Here is a 15935-nt window from a genome sequence, read left to right on the forward strand (position 1 = left end):
ACCATTTTAAAAGCAGCTATTTTCAATAGCTGCTTTTTTTACATTTGATGATTAATGATCACGTTTAGGTTTTTCCTTATTAAACTCAGGATTATTAATCGGAAATTGAGCACCTGTTTTTTCATGAAATTCATTTAAAACAGTTTTCAGCTCCGCTACTTTTTCCGGCATTTTTGAAGATAAATCATTCGTTTCTTCTAAGTCTTCCTTTATATTATATAATTCTACTTTTTCATCCTCATAAAACTCAATATAAACATAATCCCCCTTTCTAACAGCTGCGCCAGGTTCCCAGGCACTACCATGATAATGGGGATAATGGAAATAAAGGCCTTCTCGATCAAGTGATTTGTTTCCTTTCAATAATGGCATCAAAGAAGTTCCGTCATTTTCAGGAATTTTATCCTTGGAAACGTTAACCGCTTCGGAAATCGTATTATAAAAATCTATACTGATCACTGGTTCTTCGGATGTTGAATTTGGTGTAATCCCAGGCCCTTTAATGATCAAGGGCACCCTAATTCCACCTTCATAACACCAGCCTTTTCCAGCCCTCAAAGGCTCGTTAGAAGTAGGTGCCTTTCGGTTATTTTGCAAGGTGGATAGTCCACCATTATCAGAAGTAAACACCACTAAAGTATTTTCATCCAATCCAAGCTCTTCCAACTTATCCATTAATCTCCCCACATTTTCATCCATTGCGGCTATCATGGAAGCATATTCAAAATTGTCCTGCCTTAGCTTGGTCAATCCATCATGCTCCATTCTAAACCCACTATCAGCAATTTCCTCGAGCTTTTCTGCTTTTTTCCTAAAATGCTCTACATATTTTTTGTTAGCCTGGATCGGCGTATGAACATTATAAAAGGACAAGTATAGTAAGAAAGGATCCTCTTTTGCTGACTCCATAAATTTGATGGACTCATCTACCAGTCTATCGCTTAAATATTCCCCTTCAGGACCATCCTCCAATTGTGGATTATGATAAGGGGAATAATAGCTGACAGGACTTCCTTTATGATTACCTCCGATATTGATATCAAAACCCTGATCTTCCGGAAAGAAACCCTTATCTCCCAAATGCCACTTTCCAGCAAAGAATGTCTTATAGCACTCATTTTTCAATAGCTCCGCAATGGTAATTTCTTCCAAAGCCAATTCATTCCTATCCTGAGGCCCCAATAATTTTCGCCCTTTTGGGTCTTGTCCAGGTATCCAATCTGTGATATTCACGCTGCTGGGATACTTGCCTGTCATAATAGCAGCTCTGGTAGGAGAACAAACCGGAGATGCTGCATAAGCTGAGGTAAAACGCATTCCCTGTTTGGCCAGTGCGTCTATATTGGGGGTTTCATAGAAATCACTGCCATAGCAGGCCAGATCAGCCCACCCAAGATCATCCACCAAAATAAAGACAATATTAGGAGCTACTTGCTTTTCTTGCCCACAGGAGATCAAACCAAGTCCAATAAATATCAGACCAATTAAGAAGATAAAACGCATCACAAAGTGAATTAAATAATAAAAAGGTAGGTAGGGTTAATCACAATCAATAATACTGCGAAATTATAAACTCTACAAAATCATTTATAAATAAAAAACAAATTCAAAAAAACTATCCCCCTTAATAAACATTAAAAAAGGCCCTGATATTAATCAGGACCCTTAATTTATTTCTCTTCTATAAACTGCTTCTGGATTTCATCCTCTTCAATTTCCTTCTTTTTTCCCTCCTCCGGTTCTGCAAAGAATTTCTTTTGGAAAAGCAAAATAATAACAACTCCTATAAAGATGGAAGCATCAGCTACATTGAATATTGGCCAAAGAGCGGTATAACTTCCACCCCAAAGTGGCACCCATTCAGGAATCCAACCTTCCCAAATATCAAAATAGAACATATCTACTACCTGGCCATGAAACCAAGGGGTATTGGCATTTGCTGGTGCATTGTTCAGCCAAACACCATAGAACACACTGTCCACCAAATTCCCGATAGCCCCTCCCAGGATCATCGCTATACAAACAATATAACCCGTATGTACTTTCTTTTCAATAAGATGGTAAAGGTAATAGCCTATCCCCACCATAGCCACTAAACGGAAGCTGGTCAAGATCAATTTCCCATACTCAGAACCCAATTCCATCCCAAATGCCATACCTGGGTTAGTAGTATAATGCAACTTGAACCAATCGCCAATAATTTTGATCTGGCCTACCGATCCCATCTGCATATTAGCATCCACGACCAGCTTGACAATCTGATCGATTATAATGACCAGTAAGGTTATCCCAAAATACTTTAAATATTTCATAAGCTATTTTTTCAGTAGAAGAATGGGGCTATAGCCACTATTATACTTTTTCTACCTTTACTTTAAGTTCGAAATCATCCATATCCAAGACGGTTCCCTCTACTACATCTCCATTAACGGATAAGGATAATGCCTGAGTTTCTGATTGGATATATTCAGAGAAATTAACCAATGCCTGATCTACTTGTTCATTCAACTTGGCCACCTTAATGGTGATCTTATCCTGAACTTCTAGTCCCATATCTTTTCTAAGGTTCTGTATCCTGTTCACTAGATCACGGGCTATTCCTTCTTGCTTCAACTCCTCAGTCAAAGTAACATCCAAGGCCACGGTAATGCCATTATCACTAGCAACAGACCAGCCTGGAATATCCTGTGAAGTAATCAATACTTCCTCCAGTGAAAGTGCTGCCTTCTCCCCATCTAGATCAATATCAACTGATCCATTTCTTTCGATATTAGCGATTTCTTCCTGGCCCCATTGGTTGATAGCAGCAGCTACCAACTTCATTTTTGGACCAAAACGCTTTCCTAAAAGAGGGAAGTTTGGCTTGGCATTTTTCACCAAAATACCAGAAGCATCATCAATATATTCAACGCCCTTGATATTCACCTCGGACTTGATCAATTCCTCTACGTGTTGAATTTGCTCCTTGGTCTTTTCACTAAGGATAGGTATCAAGATTTTCTGCAAAGGCTGACGAACTTTCAACTTGTCTTTTTTCCTCAAGCTGTGAACCAATGAAGAAATATCCTGCGCCAACTGCATGCTAGTCTCCAAATCTTTATTGATCAAAGCTTCATCCGCAGCATTCCAATCAGTTAAGTGCACAGACTCGGCAATTTTCTGTCCAGCCTCCTTGGCACCATCAGTCAAATTCTTGTACATCCAGTCCGCATAGAAAGGAGCAAAAGAAGACATCAGCTGGCAGATAGTTGTAAGACATTCATACAATGTCTCATAAGCAGCCTGCTTGTCTTCATTCATATCACCTCTCCAGAAACGTTTTCTAGCCAATCTCACATACCAGTTGGACAATTGGTCCACGGTAAAATTCATAATGGCCCTGGTAGCCCTGGTGGCATCATAATTGTCCATGGAGCTTTCTACTTCTGCAATCAAGGACTGTAGTTTTGAAATAATCCAACGATCCAACTCTGGTCTATCACTCACTGGCACCATTTTGCTGGCATCATAGGTGAAGTGATCGAGATTGGCATATAATGCAAAGAAGTTATAGGTATTTTGAAGGGTACCAAAGAACCTACGTTGTACTTCTGCAACACCTTCCAAGTTAAACTTCAAGTTATCCCAAGGATTGGCATTGGAGAGCATGTACCAACGCAAGGCATCTGGTCCATATTCTTTTAAGGTCTTAAATGGATCAACAGCATTGCCCAATCGCTTGGACATTTTGTTGCCATTTTTGTCAAGTACAAGACCATTGGCAATAACGTTTTTGAAAGCAACACTATCAAATAACATTACAGCAATAGCATGTAGGGTAAAGAACCAACCTCTGGTTTGGTCCACTCCCTCAGCAATATAATCAGCTGGATAATTGGCCTTGAAGATCTCTTCATTCTCAAATGGATAATGCCATTGAGCATATGGCATGGCTCCCGAATCAAACCAAACATCGATAAGATCTGGCTCACGGAACATTTTCTGTCCATTGGAATCCACGAGAATAACATCATCCACATAAGGTCTGTGAAGGTCCACTTCCTCACCCTTGAAAGGTGATTCGGTCATAAAACCTTTTTCTATGGATTTTTCAATCTCTTCATTCAGCTCTGCGATTGAACCGATACATTTGGTTTCAGTAGCATCCTCATTCCTCCAAACAGGAAGTGGGGTACCCCAGAATCGGGAACGGCTAAGGTTCCAGTCCACCAAGTTTTCAAGCCAGTTTCCAAATCGACCTGTACCGGTTGCTTCAGGCTTCCAGTTGATGGTCTTGTTCAACTCTACCAAACGATCCTTGCAAGCAGTGGTCTTGATAAACCAGCTTTCCAAAGGATAATAAAGCACTGGCATATCAGTTCTCCAGCAATGTGGATAACTGTGCTCGTATTTTTCTACCTTAAAGGCCTTATTTTCATTCTTCAGGATGATGGAAATGATCACATCGGTATTTTTATATTCCGCTGCGTTCTCATCTTCCTTAAGGTAATTCTTCACATAGAAATCATCCACGCCATACTCTTTATGGGCAGTGATTTCATGCTCTTTCATTTTAGCTTGTAAATACTCCCCTATCACAGGAAGGAATCTACCACGCTTATCCACCACAGGAATCTCATTCCCTTGCTCGTCTTTGACAAAAACGCCAGGAACACCAGCCTGAACCAATGCCCTAAAGTCATCCGCACCAAAAGCTTTGGCAAGGTGTACGATACCTGTACCATCTTCAGTGGTTACATAATCTGCAGAGATAACTGTAAATGCAGGACTTGGAAGAGCGATTCCTTCAATTGGGAAAAGTGGCTCATACTCCATTCCCAACATGTCCTTTCCTTTGAACTCTTCAATGATTTCAAAAGGAATTAATTTATCCCCTGGCTTATAGTCTTCTATCTTTAATCCCTCTGCTTTCTTATTGAAGAAAGCACCTATTCTGGCTTTGGCTAAAATTACCGTCTGCTCTTGATAAGTATAAGGGTTAAAGGTCTTAACTTTTACATAGTCGAGTTTTTCACCTATGGCCAATGCTGAGTTGGAAGGCAAGGTCCAAGGGGTAGTCGTCCAGGCAATGATATACTCATTTTCGCGGCCCTTCACTTTAAACTGCGCTGTAATGGAAGTATCCTTCACATCTCTGTAGCAACCTGGCTGGTTAAGCTCGTGAGAAGAAAGTCCAGTCCCTGCAGCTGGTGAATAAGGTTGAATAGTATAACCTTTGTATAAAAGGTCTTTCTCATATAGACGCTTGAGCAAGCTCCATAGTGATTCAATATATTTAGGGTCAAAGGTGATATATGGATCATCCAAATCTACCCAGTAGCCAATTTTTTCAGTAAGATCATCCCACTCATTCTTAAAACGCATGACCGTCTCACGGCATTTTTTATTGTACTCCTCTACAGTGATCTTCTTACCGATATCTTCCTTGGTAATGCCCAATTCCTTTTCCACCTGTAATTCCACAGGCAAACCATGGGTGTCCCAACCGCCTTTTCTTTTTACCTGAAAGCCTTTTAAGGTTTTGTACCTACAAAAAATATCCTTTAGGGTTCTGGCCATTACGTGGTGAATGCCCGGAGTACCGTTGGCAGATGGTGGTCCTTCGAAGAAGGTGAAGGTCTCCGCGCCCTCACGGTTCTCTACAGACTTTTCAAAAATCTTGTTCTCCTGCCAGTAACTCAGTACGCTTTCTCCTATCCCGGGATAATCTACTTGTTTGAACTCCTGATATTTTTTCACGATATCTATATGATTACTTCTTATTCAATTATTTGGCTGCAAAGGACTTTGGCCAACTGAAACAATTCAGCTTTCCTGTAATCCTTTCAAAAGCAGGCACAAAGTTAATAGAAAAGTAGGGTTTATGTATGTAGAAAATAGAAAAACTCGCTTTTTGGTAAAAGCCAGTGCTCTTCCATTCACTCTCCTGACTGTCCAAATACTTCCACGCATTCCTGTAAGCAATGACCCAGGCTTCATATTAACCCTTAATCTTATACGGGATAAATTATTTAATAGCTAAATATTTTATGGACAAAAAGAACAAAGACAGGCACATATAACAGTAATAAGCATCTTAGTATTTTAGCGTGACCACAATAGAAAAAACTTCCCCAAAAGTCTTTCCCTAACATATTTCACCTGATATACTCACGTGATTTTTGACCTTATAAACTATTAGCTTAACGCTAATAATCTCACCAATTTATTAACCAACTAATACGGGCTAGGCTAATTTCTCCTATTTTCATACATGTGAGAATAATCACAAGAAACTATCGGTTATAACCCAATTATACTAGAAACCCAAATGCTATTCAAAACCTTGGGATATATGTTACAGACTGAAATAAATCTATCTGACAATTTTAATATAGACTCCGGGAACTAAGATATAGGTAAATGGGTTTAAATTTTCATAACAATGTTTCGATTATAAAAATATATTTCCCAAAAACATTAAAATTGTAAACAATATTCCTTTCTGTATTAAATCAAAGCAGAAAAATCATATTTTATTTGGAACACAAAGAGTTTGGCACGTAAATAGCTGTTAAAGAAAATATTAGAGTAAAATCAACCGCAGATGGCCAGGGTATATTGACGAAAGTCAGTTCCCTGGCCTATTTTTTTAAGCCCCTGGCAATGAAATTCCTTTAACTTTCCTGTAAAGAGAAAGGGCATATTTATCAGTCATTCCTGAGATAAAATCAATTAAATTTCTCAAAAGCAAATAAGGCATCAATGCCTCTTTATTTGTCCTAAATTCCTCTGGCAGCAACCTTAAAATACTTCTATCCTGTCCAGAAAACCTTTCGCTATCATAATATTTATGGTACAAGGCTTTTGAGAAAACTTCCAGTAGACCTTCCAAAACCTGAAAACCTGCTGCTTCCTTTTCCAACACAGGCTGGGATCTGTAGATTTTATTGATAGAAAGCCTACTGATTTTTTCCAATACATGGGCTGAATCTATAATATCGGTCAAGGCCTTGTCAAATTCTCCTGAGAGCATTTGTTCTTCATATTTCTTGAAGCATTCCACTGACTCATCTATCAGCCTGCTAATGGCCATGGCCCTTAGAATCGCTAATTTCTGAGCTTTAGAATTTAAGGAATTAAGTTTTTCTTCATCAAAACGCTCCCCAATGATCTCCGCCAATAAGGTCACTACCTCTTCCAGTTGGACCAAGCCTAATGTACAGCCATCCTCTAAGTCAATGATACTATAGCAAATATCATCAGCAGCTTCCACCAAAAAAGCAAGAGGATGCCTATACCAAGTATCCTTGCCAGATGAAGGGATTCCGAGCAGTTTTGCCAAATTATGATACTGCCCAATTTGATCAGCAAAGAAACCATACTTCTTTTGGCTTCTCCTACTTTTATCCTTTTGTTCAATTTTTGAGGGTCGAGGATATTTGGTAAATGCAGCTAATGTAGCAAAGGAAAGCTGAAGTCCATTATCCTTTTCCAAAAGCATTCTGAACCCTTGGGCATTCCCCTCAAAACTGATCATATCTTCCCACTCTCCCTCATGCAAATGAGTTTTCCACAGTTGGCCACAAGGATGAAACTTGAAAAAATCAGAAATGGCATCTTCCCCGGAATGCCCAAAGGGAGGATTTCCTATATCATGAGTCAATGCAGCCGCAGCAACAATGGCCCCAATATCACTGGACTTAACCCCTTTCTCCTTGAGCTCAGGGTATTTCTGCACCAAGTATTCTCCAGCCGATTTCCCTAATGATCTTCCCACACTTGAAACCTCTAAGCTGTGCGTTAGCCTGGTATGCACAAAGTCAAGCTCTGGTAATGGAAATACCTGTGTTTTATCTTGTAGATTCCTGAAAGGGGCCGAAAAAATAATTCGATCATAATCCCTTTCAAATTCACTTCTATATTGGTCAGGGCTAGATTCAGTCCTCTTTTTAAGATCTGACCTGCCAGCTCTGAGCAGCTGTTCCCAATTCATCATGTCCAAAATTAATGATCCCTAATAAAAATCTTACGATATTTAACTATAAAATATCCATGCCTTGAGCTTAGCCTTCGCATTATACAAGAAGATAATTTACTACAAAAGCAGTAGCAAGCAGAACATAATTAAATATCTTAGCAAAGATTTAGCAGATTTAACAAATATTCAAAGAATGAAGAAGGCATTACTACTTCTATTGACCATTATATCAAGCTCCTATCTTTTGGCACAGGAAGCAGCAGACAGAAGACATTATGTGGCCTACAAACCAGAAGAAAAACTGGTTATAGATGGCAAATTAGATGAAGAAGATTGGAAAAGAGCGGAATGGTCTGAACTGTTCAAAGACATTGAAGGAGAACATAAGCCAGCTCCCTTCTATGACAGTAAAATGAAAATGCTGTGGGACGACGAGCATCTTTATATAGCCTTCTGGATGGAAGAGCCACACCTTTGGGCCACCTACAAAGAGAGAGAATCTGTAATATTTCATGAAAACGACATTGAGATATTTATAGATACCAATGGGGATACACATAATTATTACGAATTGGAAATCAATGCCCTTGGTACTGAATGGGACCTGATGATAACCAAACCATATAGAGATGGTGCCTCGCCTATCAATGGATGGAACATCAATGGACTTCAAAAAGGAATCCAATTGAATGGCACGCTGAACAAGCCTGAAGATATAGATGAATCATGGACAGTAGAGTTAGCGATCCCTTGGAAAGCCCTATCCCAATCAGGCCCTTCCTATAGTGCGCCTAATGATGGAGATCAATTACGTATCAATTTTTCCAGGGTACAATGGCAGCTCGAGGTTAAAAACGGTCAATACGTAAAAAAAATCAATCCTGAAACAGGCAAGCCTTTTCCAGAATACAATTGGGTTTGGTCTCCACAAGGCAAAATCAACATGCATATGCCTGAACAATGGGGATACTTACAATTCTCCGAAAATACAGTGGGGCATGTAAAGACTGAATTCAAACTTAGTGAAGACGAAAAGGTCAAGGACGACCTGAGAAAAATTTATTTCCTACAAAAAGCGTATTATCATAAAAATGGCTCTTTTGCCAAGACCATAGACGAATTAGCAATACCCCAAAATATTGAAAGTGAACAATTTGACTTTGAAGTAAGCAAAACCAGATTTAAGATTTCAAGCCCTTCTTTAGTTTCCGACAAAACTTGGCACATTATTGAAGATGGCAAAGTCTGGAAAGATTAAAACATATTCTTAATTGACAAATTATTTAAAGGCAACGGATGATTTGTTGCCTTTTTTATTATCATGAAAACGTAATAATATTCAAAGCCATAAATTCGTTCTATACATCTAAAGCTTTCTACTAATACCCAAAAACATAACTTTTATTAGGTCAATAGCTACAATCAACATCAAAAAGATGTTTATGGCATAAGTTTTGTGTAAGTATTGATCTACTAAACCAACATCTAAACATTATGAAATCTTTACAAATGAAAAATTGGATTTTTGGACTTGCCGGACTTTTGGCCTTTGCCTCATGTAATTCAGATGATGATCCGGCTATGGAAGGTAATGCAAAAGTTAGTGTATCCTTAATCGATGCACCTGCTGACTATGATGCAGTATGGATTGAGGTTTTAGGAGTTGAGGTATTGACAAACGATGATGATGAAAATGATGAGTCTGCATGGATTACCTTTGACAATGAAATCATGGATGATCAGATCAACTTACTTTCTTTGGTAGGTGGAGAAGAGGCTGATTTAGGAACTGAGGAAATTCCAGCTGGGGAAATCACTCAAATCAGACTATTATTAGGAGATGACAACTATCTAGTAATTGATGAGGAAGAATTCGAACTTACCACGCCAAGTGCTCAGCAAAGTGGCCTGAAACTAAAATTAAACCAGGAATTACTTGCTGGCATCCAGTATAAAATCGTAATCGATTTTGATGCTGCCAAGTCAATTGTAGAAGCTGGAAATTCTGGAAAATATATTCTGAAGCCAGTATTGAGAGTGGTGGCTGAAGAGTCTGCAAGCATTGAAGGTCAAGTATTGCCTTTAGAAGCTGATCCATTGGTAATTGGCATCCAAGGCGAAGATACTGTAAGGACTTACACCAACGAACTAGGAGGTTTTGCTCTTAGAGGCTTACTCGATGGAGAATATAAGGTTATCTTCCAACCGGTAGATGGCTATGAAGCTGATACAATTTATAATATACCTACTGTAGCAGGAGAAATAACTATTCTAGATCCAGTTGAACTAGAAATGACACCTGTTGAAGAAGAAACCCCGACTGAAGGAGAAGAGGCTGGAGAGTAAGCACATTATTAGATAATTTTACAAAAAAGGAGTCTTAGGACTCCTTTTTTTGTGCTTATAAATATTTGAGGGATTACTGGCCCAATTTACCCCTTGAAATGGTTACTTTTGTGGGGTGATCGTATCCAAATCGGATAAGCCTTTCGTTCATACCTTATATTTCAAACCTTGGTCATGAAAAAAATCAAGCAAATTTTCATATTAATACTTCCTTTTTTGGTGTTTACTAGCTCCTGTTTAGAAGATGCTGTGAATCAAAAAAGGTCTTTGGTAAACATCTATTTGATAGATGCACCTGGTGACTTTGACCAAGCCTGGCTAGAGATCTTAAGAGTAGAAGTTTTTTTGCAAGAAGGCAATAGCGGTGGAAAAGAAGGGTGGATTCCTTTTGATTATATTCCCCTAAGCAATATGGTGAATGTGAGTGCCCTAGTAGCAGAAACCCAATTAATCCTAGGAAGAAGCGAACTATCTTTAGGCAATATCAGTCAAATAAAATTGGTTTTGGGAGAAGAACATTACCTAATCAAAGATGAGGATAGACTCCCTCTCAACTTGGCCCCAGAAGTAGGAAATGAAATCATTATAGATGTAGAATATGCTCTAAGGGGAGGAAATTCCTATGATATTTATCTGGATATGGACTTAAGCCGATCTATTAAAGCAGACCCCAACTCAGAAGAAAGCTTTCTTTTAAGCCCCGTTCTAAGATCATTTGTAACAGGTGAAGAAGCCGCAGTTAAAGGAAAAGTAACTCCTATAGATGCCCAACCTTTTGTCCATGCCATCTTGGGTCAAGATACCCTTACCACCTTAACGGATGAAAGTGGAAATTTCTATTTCCGGGGATTAAAAGCCGGTGAATATAAAATATATTTTCATCCTGCAAGTCCTTACCTCGACAGCACCACCACGGTTATTACTAAAATCGATTCGCTGTCTCAAATGGAAACCATTCTCCTTAGCAAACCTTAACCAATCCCTTCACTAGCAACTGTTTTTTTGAATGAAAGAGAATTCACGCTTTATGCTCAGAGCACTTGAACTGGCTGAATTAGGCAGGGGAAAGGTCAGCCCAAACCCTATGGTAGGCTGTGTAATTGTGCACAAGGATAAAATAATAGGAGAGGGTTACCACCAGCAATATGGCGGACCCCATGCCGAGCCCAATGCAATCAACAGTGTGGATAAACCTGAGCTGCTGAAGGAATCCACGGTTTATGTCAGCCTGGAACCTTGTGCGCACTTTGGGAAAACCCCTCCTTGCGCCAATCTGCTAGTCGAAAAAAAAGTTAAAAAAGTAGTCATAGCTGCTTTTGACAGTAATCCTTTAGTTGGAGGCAAGGGCATTAAAACCCTTGAAGATGCAGGCATAGAAGTAGTCACGGGCATGCTGGAGAAAGAAGCCAGAGCACAAAACAAGCGTTTCTTCACGGCTATAGAAAAACAAAGGCCTTACATTATCCTCAAATGGGCACAAACCCTAGATGGCTTTATTGCCAGGAAAGACTATGACAGTAAATGGATCTCCAATGCCTATAGTCGCCAGTTGGTGCACAAATGGAGAGCTGAGGAAGATGCCATCATGGTGGGTACCAAAACTGCCCATTTTGATAACCCAAAACTGAATGTCAGGGACTGGACGGGAAAAGATCCACTTAGGATTGTTCTGGACAAGCAACTGACGCTTGATAAAAGCCTTGCACTTTTTGATCAAAGCATACCAACCATCTGCTATAATTTATTATTGGATGAAGAAAAAGAGAACCTTAATTATGTAAAGCTTCAACCTGACTTTACCATAAAAGATATTCTTTCAGACCTGCACCAAAGGAAAGTGCAAAGCATTATCATTGAAGGAGGTTCACATCTGTTACAAAAATTCATCCAAAGTGAACTTTGGGACGAGGCCAGAGTGTTTACTGGCCAAAGTCAATTTGAAACTGGCATTCCAGCTCCAAAAATTTCATTGCCCCCTCGAGAAATTGAGGACATCATGGGCGATCGGCTTGAAATCTATAGGTCTGGAAATTAATTCTTAAAACAAAACAACAATCAATAATGGCTGAATCTATATTCCTTCCTGAAAATGCTAGCAAAACCGAAAAGTATCAGGCAATACTTCCTCAAATTGAAGCTTTGGTCAGTGGAGAGGAAGACCTTACCGCCAACCTGGCCAATATAAGCGCTGTACTTAAAGAGGCCTTTGATTTTTTTTGGGTAGGTTTTTATTTGGTAAAAGGAGAACAATTGGTTTTGGGGCCATTCCAAGGACCGATTGCCTGTACACGAATTGCCAAAGGAAAAGGGGTTTGCGGAGCAGCATGGGCTGAAGGCCAAACCCAGCTGGTACCGGATGTAGATGCATTCCCTGGCCATATTGCATGCAGTTCTGCTTCTAAATCAGAAATCGTCCTACCTGCCTTTAAGGATGATGAAGTTGCTTTAGTCTTAGATATAGATAGCGACCAATTAAATGACTTTGATCAAACCGATGCCGAGCAATTGGAAAAATTGATGAAGATAGTTGAGCAATGTTTATAAGCACAGCTCAACTTAGCTTTGGTGTCTCCCACTTTGGGATAAACTTCGGCACATAAGCAGCCATTTTATCCAACATTTCTGCAGGATCATCACTGATGATCAACAAGTCCATTTGTTCCTTTTTCAGAAATCCTTCTTCAGCAGAAAACTGCAAAAAGTCTATTAGGCGGTCATAATATCCTTTAACATTATAAAGTGCCAGCGGCTTTTGTATATACCCCAGTTGATTAAGCGTCATAATTTCAAATAACTCTTCCAAGGTCCCTATTCCACCGGGCATGGCAATAAAACCATCTCCGCGCTCAGCCATCAACCATTTCCTGTCCCGCATAGTTTCCACAATGGTCAAATCCGTCAATCCTTGATGGGCGACTTCCACATCAACCAATTTCTGGGGAATAATCCCATAAACATTCCTACCAACGCTGAGCATTTGATTTGCGATCACTCCCATTAGGCCTACTTTTCCAGCTCCATAAACCAAATCCATTTTTCTAAGGATCATTTCCTGGATAAGCTCTAGCGCACCTTTCTTATAAGCTGGATTTTTTCCAGTATTAGAACCACAGTAAATTGTTATCTTTTTCATTCAAAAATCATCTAATGGGTAAAACGATTGCTCTAATTACAGGAATTTTAACCCTTTTCGCAAAGCCTATATATTAATTGGGTACTAAGTTTTATTTATGCCCTTACCTTTAAGCAATATGCTTCTTCAGGAGCAGGAAAAATTCATTATTTTTGGATTATGAAAATCTGCTTTGCTACCAACAATCCGAAAAAAATAGAAGAGGTTAAGGCCGCCTTGGGAGATGACTTCACCATAGTATCTCTGAAAGAAATTGGCTGTAATGAAGAACTTCCCGAAACAGGGGACACCTTAGATTTTAATGCCTTTCAAAAGGCCCGACATGTATCCGAAAACTATCAGGTAAGCTGCTTTGCGGATGATACGGGATTAGAGGTAGAGGCTTTGGAAGGCGCCCCGGGGGTCTATTCTGGTAGATATGCCGGTGAACCTCGTAGTGATGAAAGAAATGTGGACCTTTTGATGGAAAACATGAAAAATAAATCCCACCGAAAGGCCCAATTCAGAACAGTCATCGCTTTAATATTGGATGGAAAAGAGTATAGTTTTGAAGGTATTGCAAAAGGTGAAATTACTTCTGAAAGATCTGGAAACGGCGGCTTTGGTTATGACCCCGTATTTAGACCAGAGAACCATGATCAAACTTTTGCAGAACTCAGTATGCAAGAAAAAAATGCCATCAGCCATAGGGGAAGGGCAGTGAGGAAGCTTATTGACTTCTTAAGCAACTTAAAATAATTCGATAATCAGGAGAATTTGGTAATTTAAAATATGAGAAAGCCGTATATAGTTGGCGTCACTGGTGGCAGTGCTTCTGGAAAGACCCTCTTTCTAAATCAACTCCTGAAAACTTTTGAACCGGAAGATATCTGCCTTATCTCTCAGGACAATTATTATAAACCGAAAAACGAGCAACCTAAGGATGAACTAGGTGTGGAAAACTTTGACACCCCCCATTCCTTTGATTTCATCCAATATTCGACAGACATCCGAAATATCCAGCAAGGCAAAAAGGTGTTTCGACAGGAATATACTTTTAACAATCCCAGTGCTACCCCCAAAATACTGGAATTCTGTCCAGCCCCTGTAGTGGTGGTGGAAGGGATTTTTGTCCTATACTCCCCTGAGTTGGCTGATTTACTGGATTTGAAAATATTCATTGATGCCAAGGACTATATCAAGCTGAAAAGGAGGATTGTCCGTGACAAGGTAGAAAGGGGACATGACCTTGATGATGTGCTCTACAGATACGAAAAGCATGTCATGCCTACCTATGAGAAATATATAGAGCCTTTCAAGCATGATGCAGACCTGATCATCCCCAACAATGACAATTTTGAAAAAGCACTTGAGATGGTGAAGGTATTTTTGAAAGAAAAGATCACTCAGCAACCTAACATATAGCAATGGGCTAAAATTGAAATTAGCCCATTGCAATTTACTCCTTCATGAATTTTTGGCAAAGAGTTTGCAACTATTGCATTGAAAACTAAACCAACTATTTATTACCATGAAGAAGTTTTTGATATTATCCTTAACTGCTTTTCTATTTTTGCAACACAAGAGTATGGCACAGATCAGTGCCGGAATTTACCAGCTTAGCTCCAATACCTACTTGGCCGTAGGAAGTGATCCAGACAAGAAAATGTTTGGAGAAGCCAGGTTAGGTGTGGGGCATGATTTGGACATTGAAGGTACTTTCGGCTACAATTTTGTCCAAAAGCAAGAAGTCAATTTCTACAGTGGCTTTCATTTGGGAGTAGATGGTCACCACTATCATGAAGACCACCATCATGGCCATAATCATTTATATCTGGGTATACCCTTGGGGGTATTGATAAAACCCTTCCCTTCTGTCAGGAACTTTGGCTTCCTACTCGAAGCAAGCCCTATTTTCGGGAATCATTCAGAAAATTATTTGAGAGGGGGGATAGGATTAAAATACACCTTCAGATAAAAAAGTTGTAAATCCCAAAAAAGTAAGGCTTGGCAGAGAAATCCGCCAAGCCTTTTTGTTTAGATCAGGCTACTGAAACAGCCCTATCTAATTTATTTACTGACAAGCTATTTTATTCACTCTATTGGCATGTCTTCCTCCTTCAAATTCTGTGCTTAGGAAGATCTCAATCATATCTTGAGCTAGTTCATAAGGCACAAATCTGGCAGGAATGGAAATGACATTGGCATCATTATGCTGTCTAGAAAGCGCAGAAAGGTCCTTGTTCCAGCAAATGGCAGCACGAATACCTTGGTGCTTATTGGCGGTAATTGCCACACCATTTCCACTACCACAAACCACTATCCCTTTCTCAAACTCTCCACTTTCAATCGCATCACATAAAGGATGAACATAGTCAGGATAATCCACAGAAGCATCAGTAAAAGGGCCAAAGTCCTTCACCTCAAATCCAGCTTCTGTCAAATATTCCACCAACTTCTGCTTATAATCGAAGCCGGCATGATCTCCACCAATTGCTATTTTTTTGGACATGATTC

Annotated in this window: 14 protein-coding genes; 8 read left to right on the forward strand and 6 right to left on the reverse strand. The window is 39.5% G+C overall.

Annotated features, from left to right (window positions below; genetic code table 11):
- Window positions 1-51: 51 nt before the first annotated feature.
- From KMW37_RS14685 to KMW37_RS14700, 4 genes are all read right to left on the reverse strand, one after another.
- Window positions 52-1503, reverse strand: a complete 1452-nt coding sequence (locus tag KMW37_RS14685; RefSeq protein ID WP_215225394.1) for a sulfatase — start codon at window positions 1501-1503, stop codon at window positions 52-54.
- A gap of 167 nt (window positions 1504-1670) precedes the next feature.
- Window positions 1671-2312: a lipoprotein signal peptidase gene (locus KMW37_RS14690; RefSeq protein ID WP_215225395.1), complete on the reverse strand. Its 642-nt coding sequence runs from the start codon at window positions 2310-2312 to the stop codon at window positions 1671-1673.
- Window positions 2313-2352: 40 nt separating this feature from the next.
- Entirely contained in the window at window positions 2353-5739 is a 3387-nt protein-coding gene (gene ileS / locus KMW37_RS14695) for an isoleucine--tRNA ligase (protein WP_215225396.1), read from the reverse strand.
- Window positions 5740-6631: 892 nt separating this feature from the next.
- Window positions 6632-7978 carry a deoxyguanosinetriphosphate triphosphohydrolase gene (locus tag KMW37_RS14700; RefSeq protein ID WP_215225397.1) on the reverse strand — a complete coding sequence of 449 codons (1347 nt, stop codon included), beginning with the start codon at window positions 7976-7978 and terminating at the stop codon, window positions 6632-6634.
- A gap of 175 nt (window positions 7979-8153) precedes the next feature.
- Here KMW37_RS14700 and KMW37_RS14705 point away from each other — a divergent pair, with 175 nt between their 5' ends.
- From KMW37_RS14705 to KMW37_RS14725, 5 genes are all read left to right on the forward strand, one after another.
- Window positions 8154-9218 carry a carbohydrate-binding family 9-like protein gene (locus KMW37_RS14705; protein ID WP_215225398.1) on the forward strand — a complete coding sequence of 355 codons (1065 nt, stop codon included), beginning with the start codon at window positions 8154-8156 and terminating at the stop codon, window positions 9216-9218.
- Window positions 9219-9469: 251 nt separating this feature from the next.
- Complete coding sequence (locus KMW37_RS14710; RefSeq protein ID WP_246581506.1) at window positions 9470-10306, forward strand: DUF4382 domain-containing protein; 837 nt, start codon at window positions 9470-9472, stop codon at window positions 10304-10306.
- A gap of 174 nt (window positions 10307-10480) precedes the next feature.
- A complete protein-coding gene (locus KMW37_RS14715) occupies window positions 10481-11281 on the forward strand; it encodes a DUF4382 domain-containing protein (protein ID WP_215225400.1) in 801 nt (266 codons plus the stop codon).
- Window positions 11282-11312: 31 nt separating this feature from the next.
- Window positions 11313-12341, forward strand: a complete 1029-nt coding sequence (gene ribD / locus KMW37_RS14720; RefSeq protein ID WP_215225401.1) for a bifunctional diaminohydroxyphosphoribosylaminopyrimidine deaminase/5-amino-6-(5-phosphoribosylamino)uracil reductase RibD — start codon at window positions 11313-11315, stop codon at window positions 12339-12341.
- Window positions 12342-12367: 26 nt separating this feature from the next.
- The gene (locus tag KMW37_RS14725) at window positions 12368-12850 is read left to right on the forward strand and encodes a GAF domain-containing protein (RefSeq protein ID WP_215225402.1); all 483 of its coding nucleotides are present in this window, start codon (window positions 12368-12370) and stop codon (window positions 12848-12850) included.
- Window positions 12851-12857: 7 nt separating this feature from the next.
- On the opposite strand, the gene KMW37_RS14730 is transcribed toward KMW37_RS14725, so the two are convergent.
- Entirely contained in the window at window positions 12858-13439 is a 582-nt protein-coding gene (locus KMW37_RS14730) for an LOG family protein (RefSeq protein ID WP_215225403.1), read from the reverse strand.
- A 159-nt stretch (window positions 13440-13598) separates the two neighbouring features.
- On the opposite strand from KMW37_RS14730, the gene KMW37_RS14735 reads away from it, so the two are divergent.
- The 3 genes from KMW37_RS14735 (at window position 13599) to KMW37_RS14745 (ending at window position 15396) form a co-directional block, all read left to right on the forward strand.
- Entirely contained in the window at window positions 13599-14177 is a 579-nt protein-coding gene (locus KMW37_RS14735) for a non-canonical purine NTP diphosphatase (RefSeq protein WP_215225404.1), read from the forward strand.
- 33 nt (window positions 14178-14210) lie between these two features.
- Window positions 14211-14843, forward strand: coding sequence for a uridine kinase (udk, locus tag KMW37_RS14740; protein ID WP_215225405.1), 633 nt, complete (start codon window positions 14211-14213; stop codon window positions 14841-14843).
- A gap of 106 nt (window positions 14844-14949) precedes the next feature.
- Window positions 14950-15396 carry an outer membrane insertion C- signal gene (locus KMW37_RS14745; protein WP_215225406.1) on the forward strand — a complete coding sequence of 149 codons (447 nt, stop codon included), beginning with the start codon at window positions 14950-14952 and terminating at the stop codon, window positions 15394-15396.
- Between the two features lie 96 nt (window positions 15397-15492).
- Here the strand turns inward: KMW37_RS14745 and rpiB are convergent, their stop codons facing one another.
- Entirely contained in the window at window positions 15493-15930 is a 438-nt protein-coding gene (rpiB, locus tag KMW37_RS14750; protein ID WP_215225407.1) for a ribose 5-phosphate isomerase B, read from the reverse strand.
- Between the last annotated feature and the right edge of the window lie 5 nt (window positions 15931-15935).

Origin of the sequence: Echinicola shivajiensis, from assembly GCF_018642165.1 — a bacterium.
GTDB lineage: Bacteria > Bacteroidota > Bacteroidia > Cytophagales > Cyclobacteriaceae > Echinicola > Echinicola shivajiensis.

Excerpts from the sequence above, each read along its gene's own strand:
- KMW37_RS14685 (WP_215225394.1), bottom strand. The coding sequence starts at position 1,503 with ATGCGTTTTATCTTCTTAATTGGTCTGATATTTATTGGACTTGGTTTG.
- KMW37_RS14690 (WP_215225395.1), bottom strand. The coding sequence starts at position 2,312 with ATGAAATATTTAAAGTATTTTGGGATAACCTTACTGGTCATTATAATC.
- KMW37_RS14700 (WP_215225397.1), bottom strand. The coding sequence starts at position 7,978 with ATGATGAATTGGGAACAGCTGCTCAGAGCTGGCAGGTCAGATCTTAAA.
- KMW37_RS14705 (WP_215225398.1), top strand. The coding sequence starts at position 8,154 with ATGAAGAAGGCATTACTACTTCTATTGACCATTATATCAAGCTCCTAT.
- KMW37_RS14710 (WP_246581506.1), top strand. The coding sequence starts at position 9,470 with ATGAAAAATTGGATTTTTGGACTTGCCGGACTTTTGGCCTTTGCCTCA.
- KMW37_RS14715 (WP_215225400.1), top strand. The coding sequence starts at position 10,481 with ATGAAAAAAATCAAGCAAATTTTCATATTAATACTTCCTTTTTTGGTG.
- ribD (WP_215225401.1), top strand. The coding sequence starts at position 11,313 with ATGAAAGAGAATTCACGCTTTATGCTCAGAGCACTTGAACTGGCTGAA.
- KMW37_RS14725 (WP_215225402.1), top strand. The coding sequence starts at position 12,368 with ATGGCTGAATCTATATTCCTTCCTGAAAATGCTAGCAAAACCGAAAAG.
- KMW37_RS14730 (WP_215225403.1), bottom strand. The coding sequence starts at position 13,439 with ATGAAAAAGATAACAATTTACTGTGGTTCTAATACTGGAAAAAATCCA.
- KMW37_RS14735 (WP_215225404.1), top strand. The coding sequence starts at position 13,599 with ATGAAAATCTGCTTTGCTACCAACAATCCGAAAAAAATAGAAGAGGTT.
- udk (WP_215225405.1), top strand. The coding sequence starts at position 14,211 with ATGAGAAAGCCGTATATAGTTGGCGTCACTGGTGGCAGTGCTTCTGGA.
- KMW37_RS14745 (WP_215225406.1), top strand. The coding sequence starts at position 14,950 with ATGAAGAAGTTTTTGATATTATCCTTAACTGCTTTTCTATTTTTGCAA.
- rpiB (WP_215225407.1), bottom strand. The coding sequence starts at position 15,930 with ATGTCCAAAAAAATAGCAATTGGTGGAGATCATGCCGGCTTCGATTAT.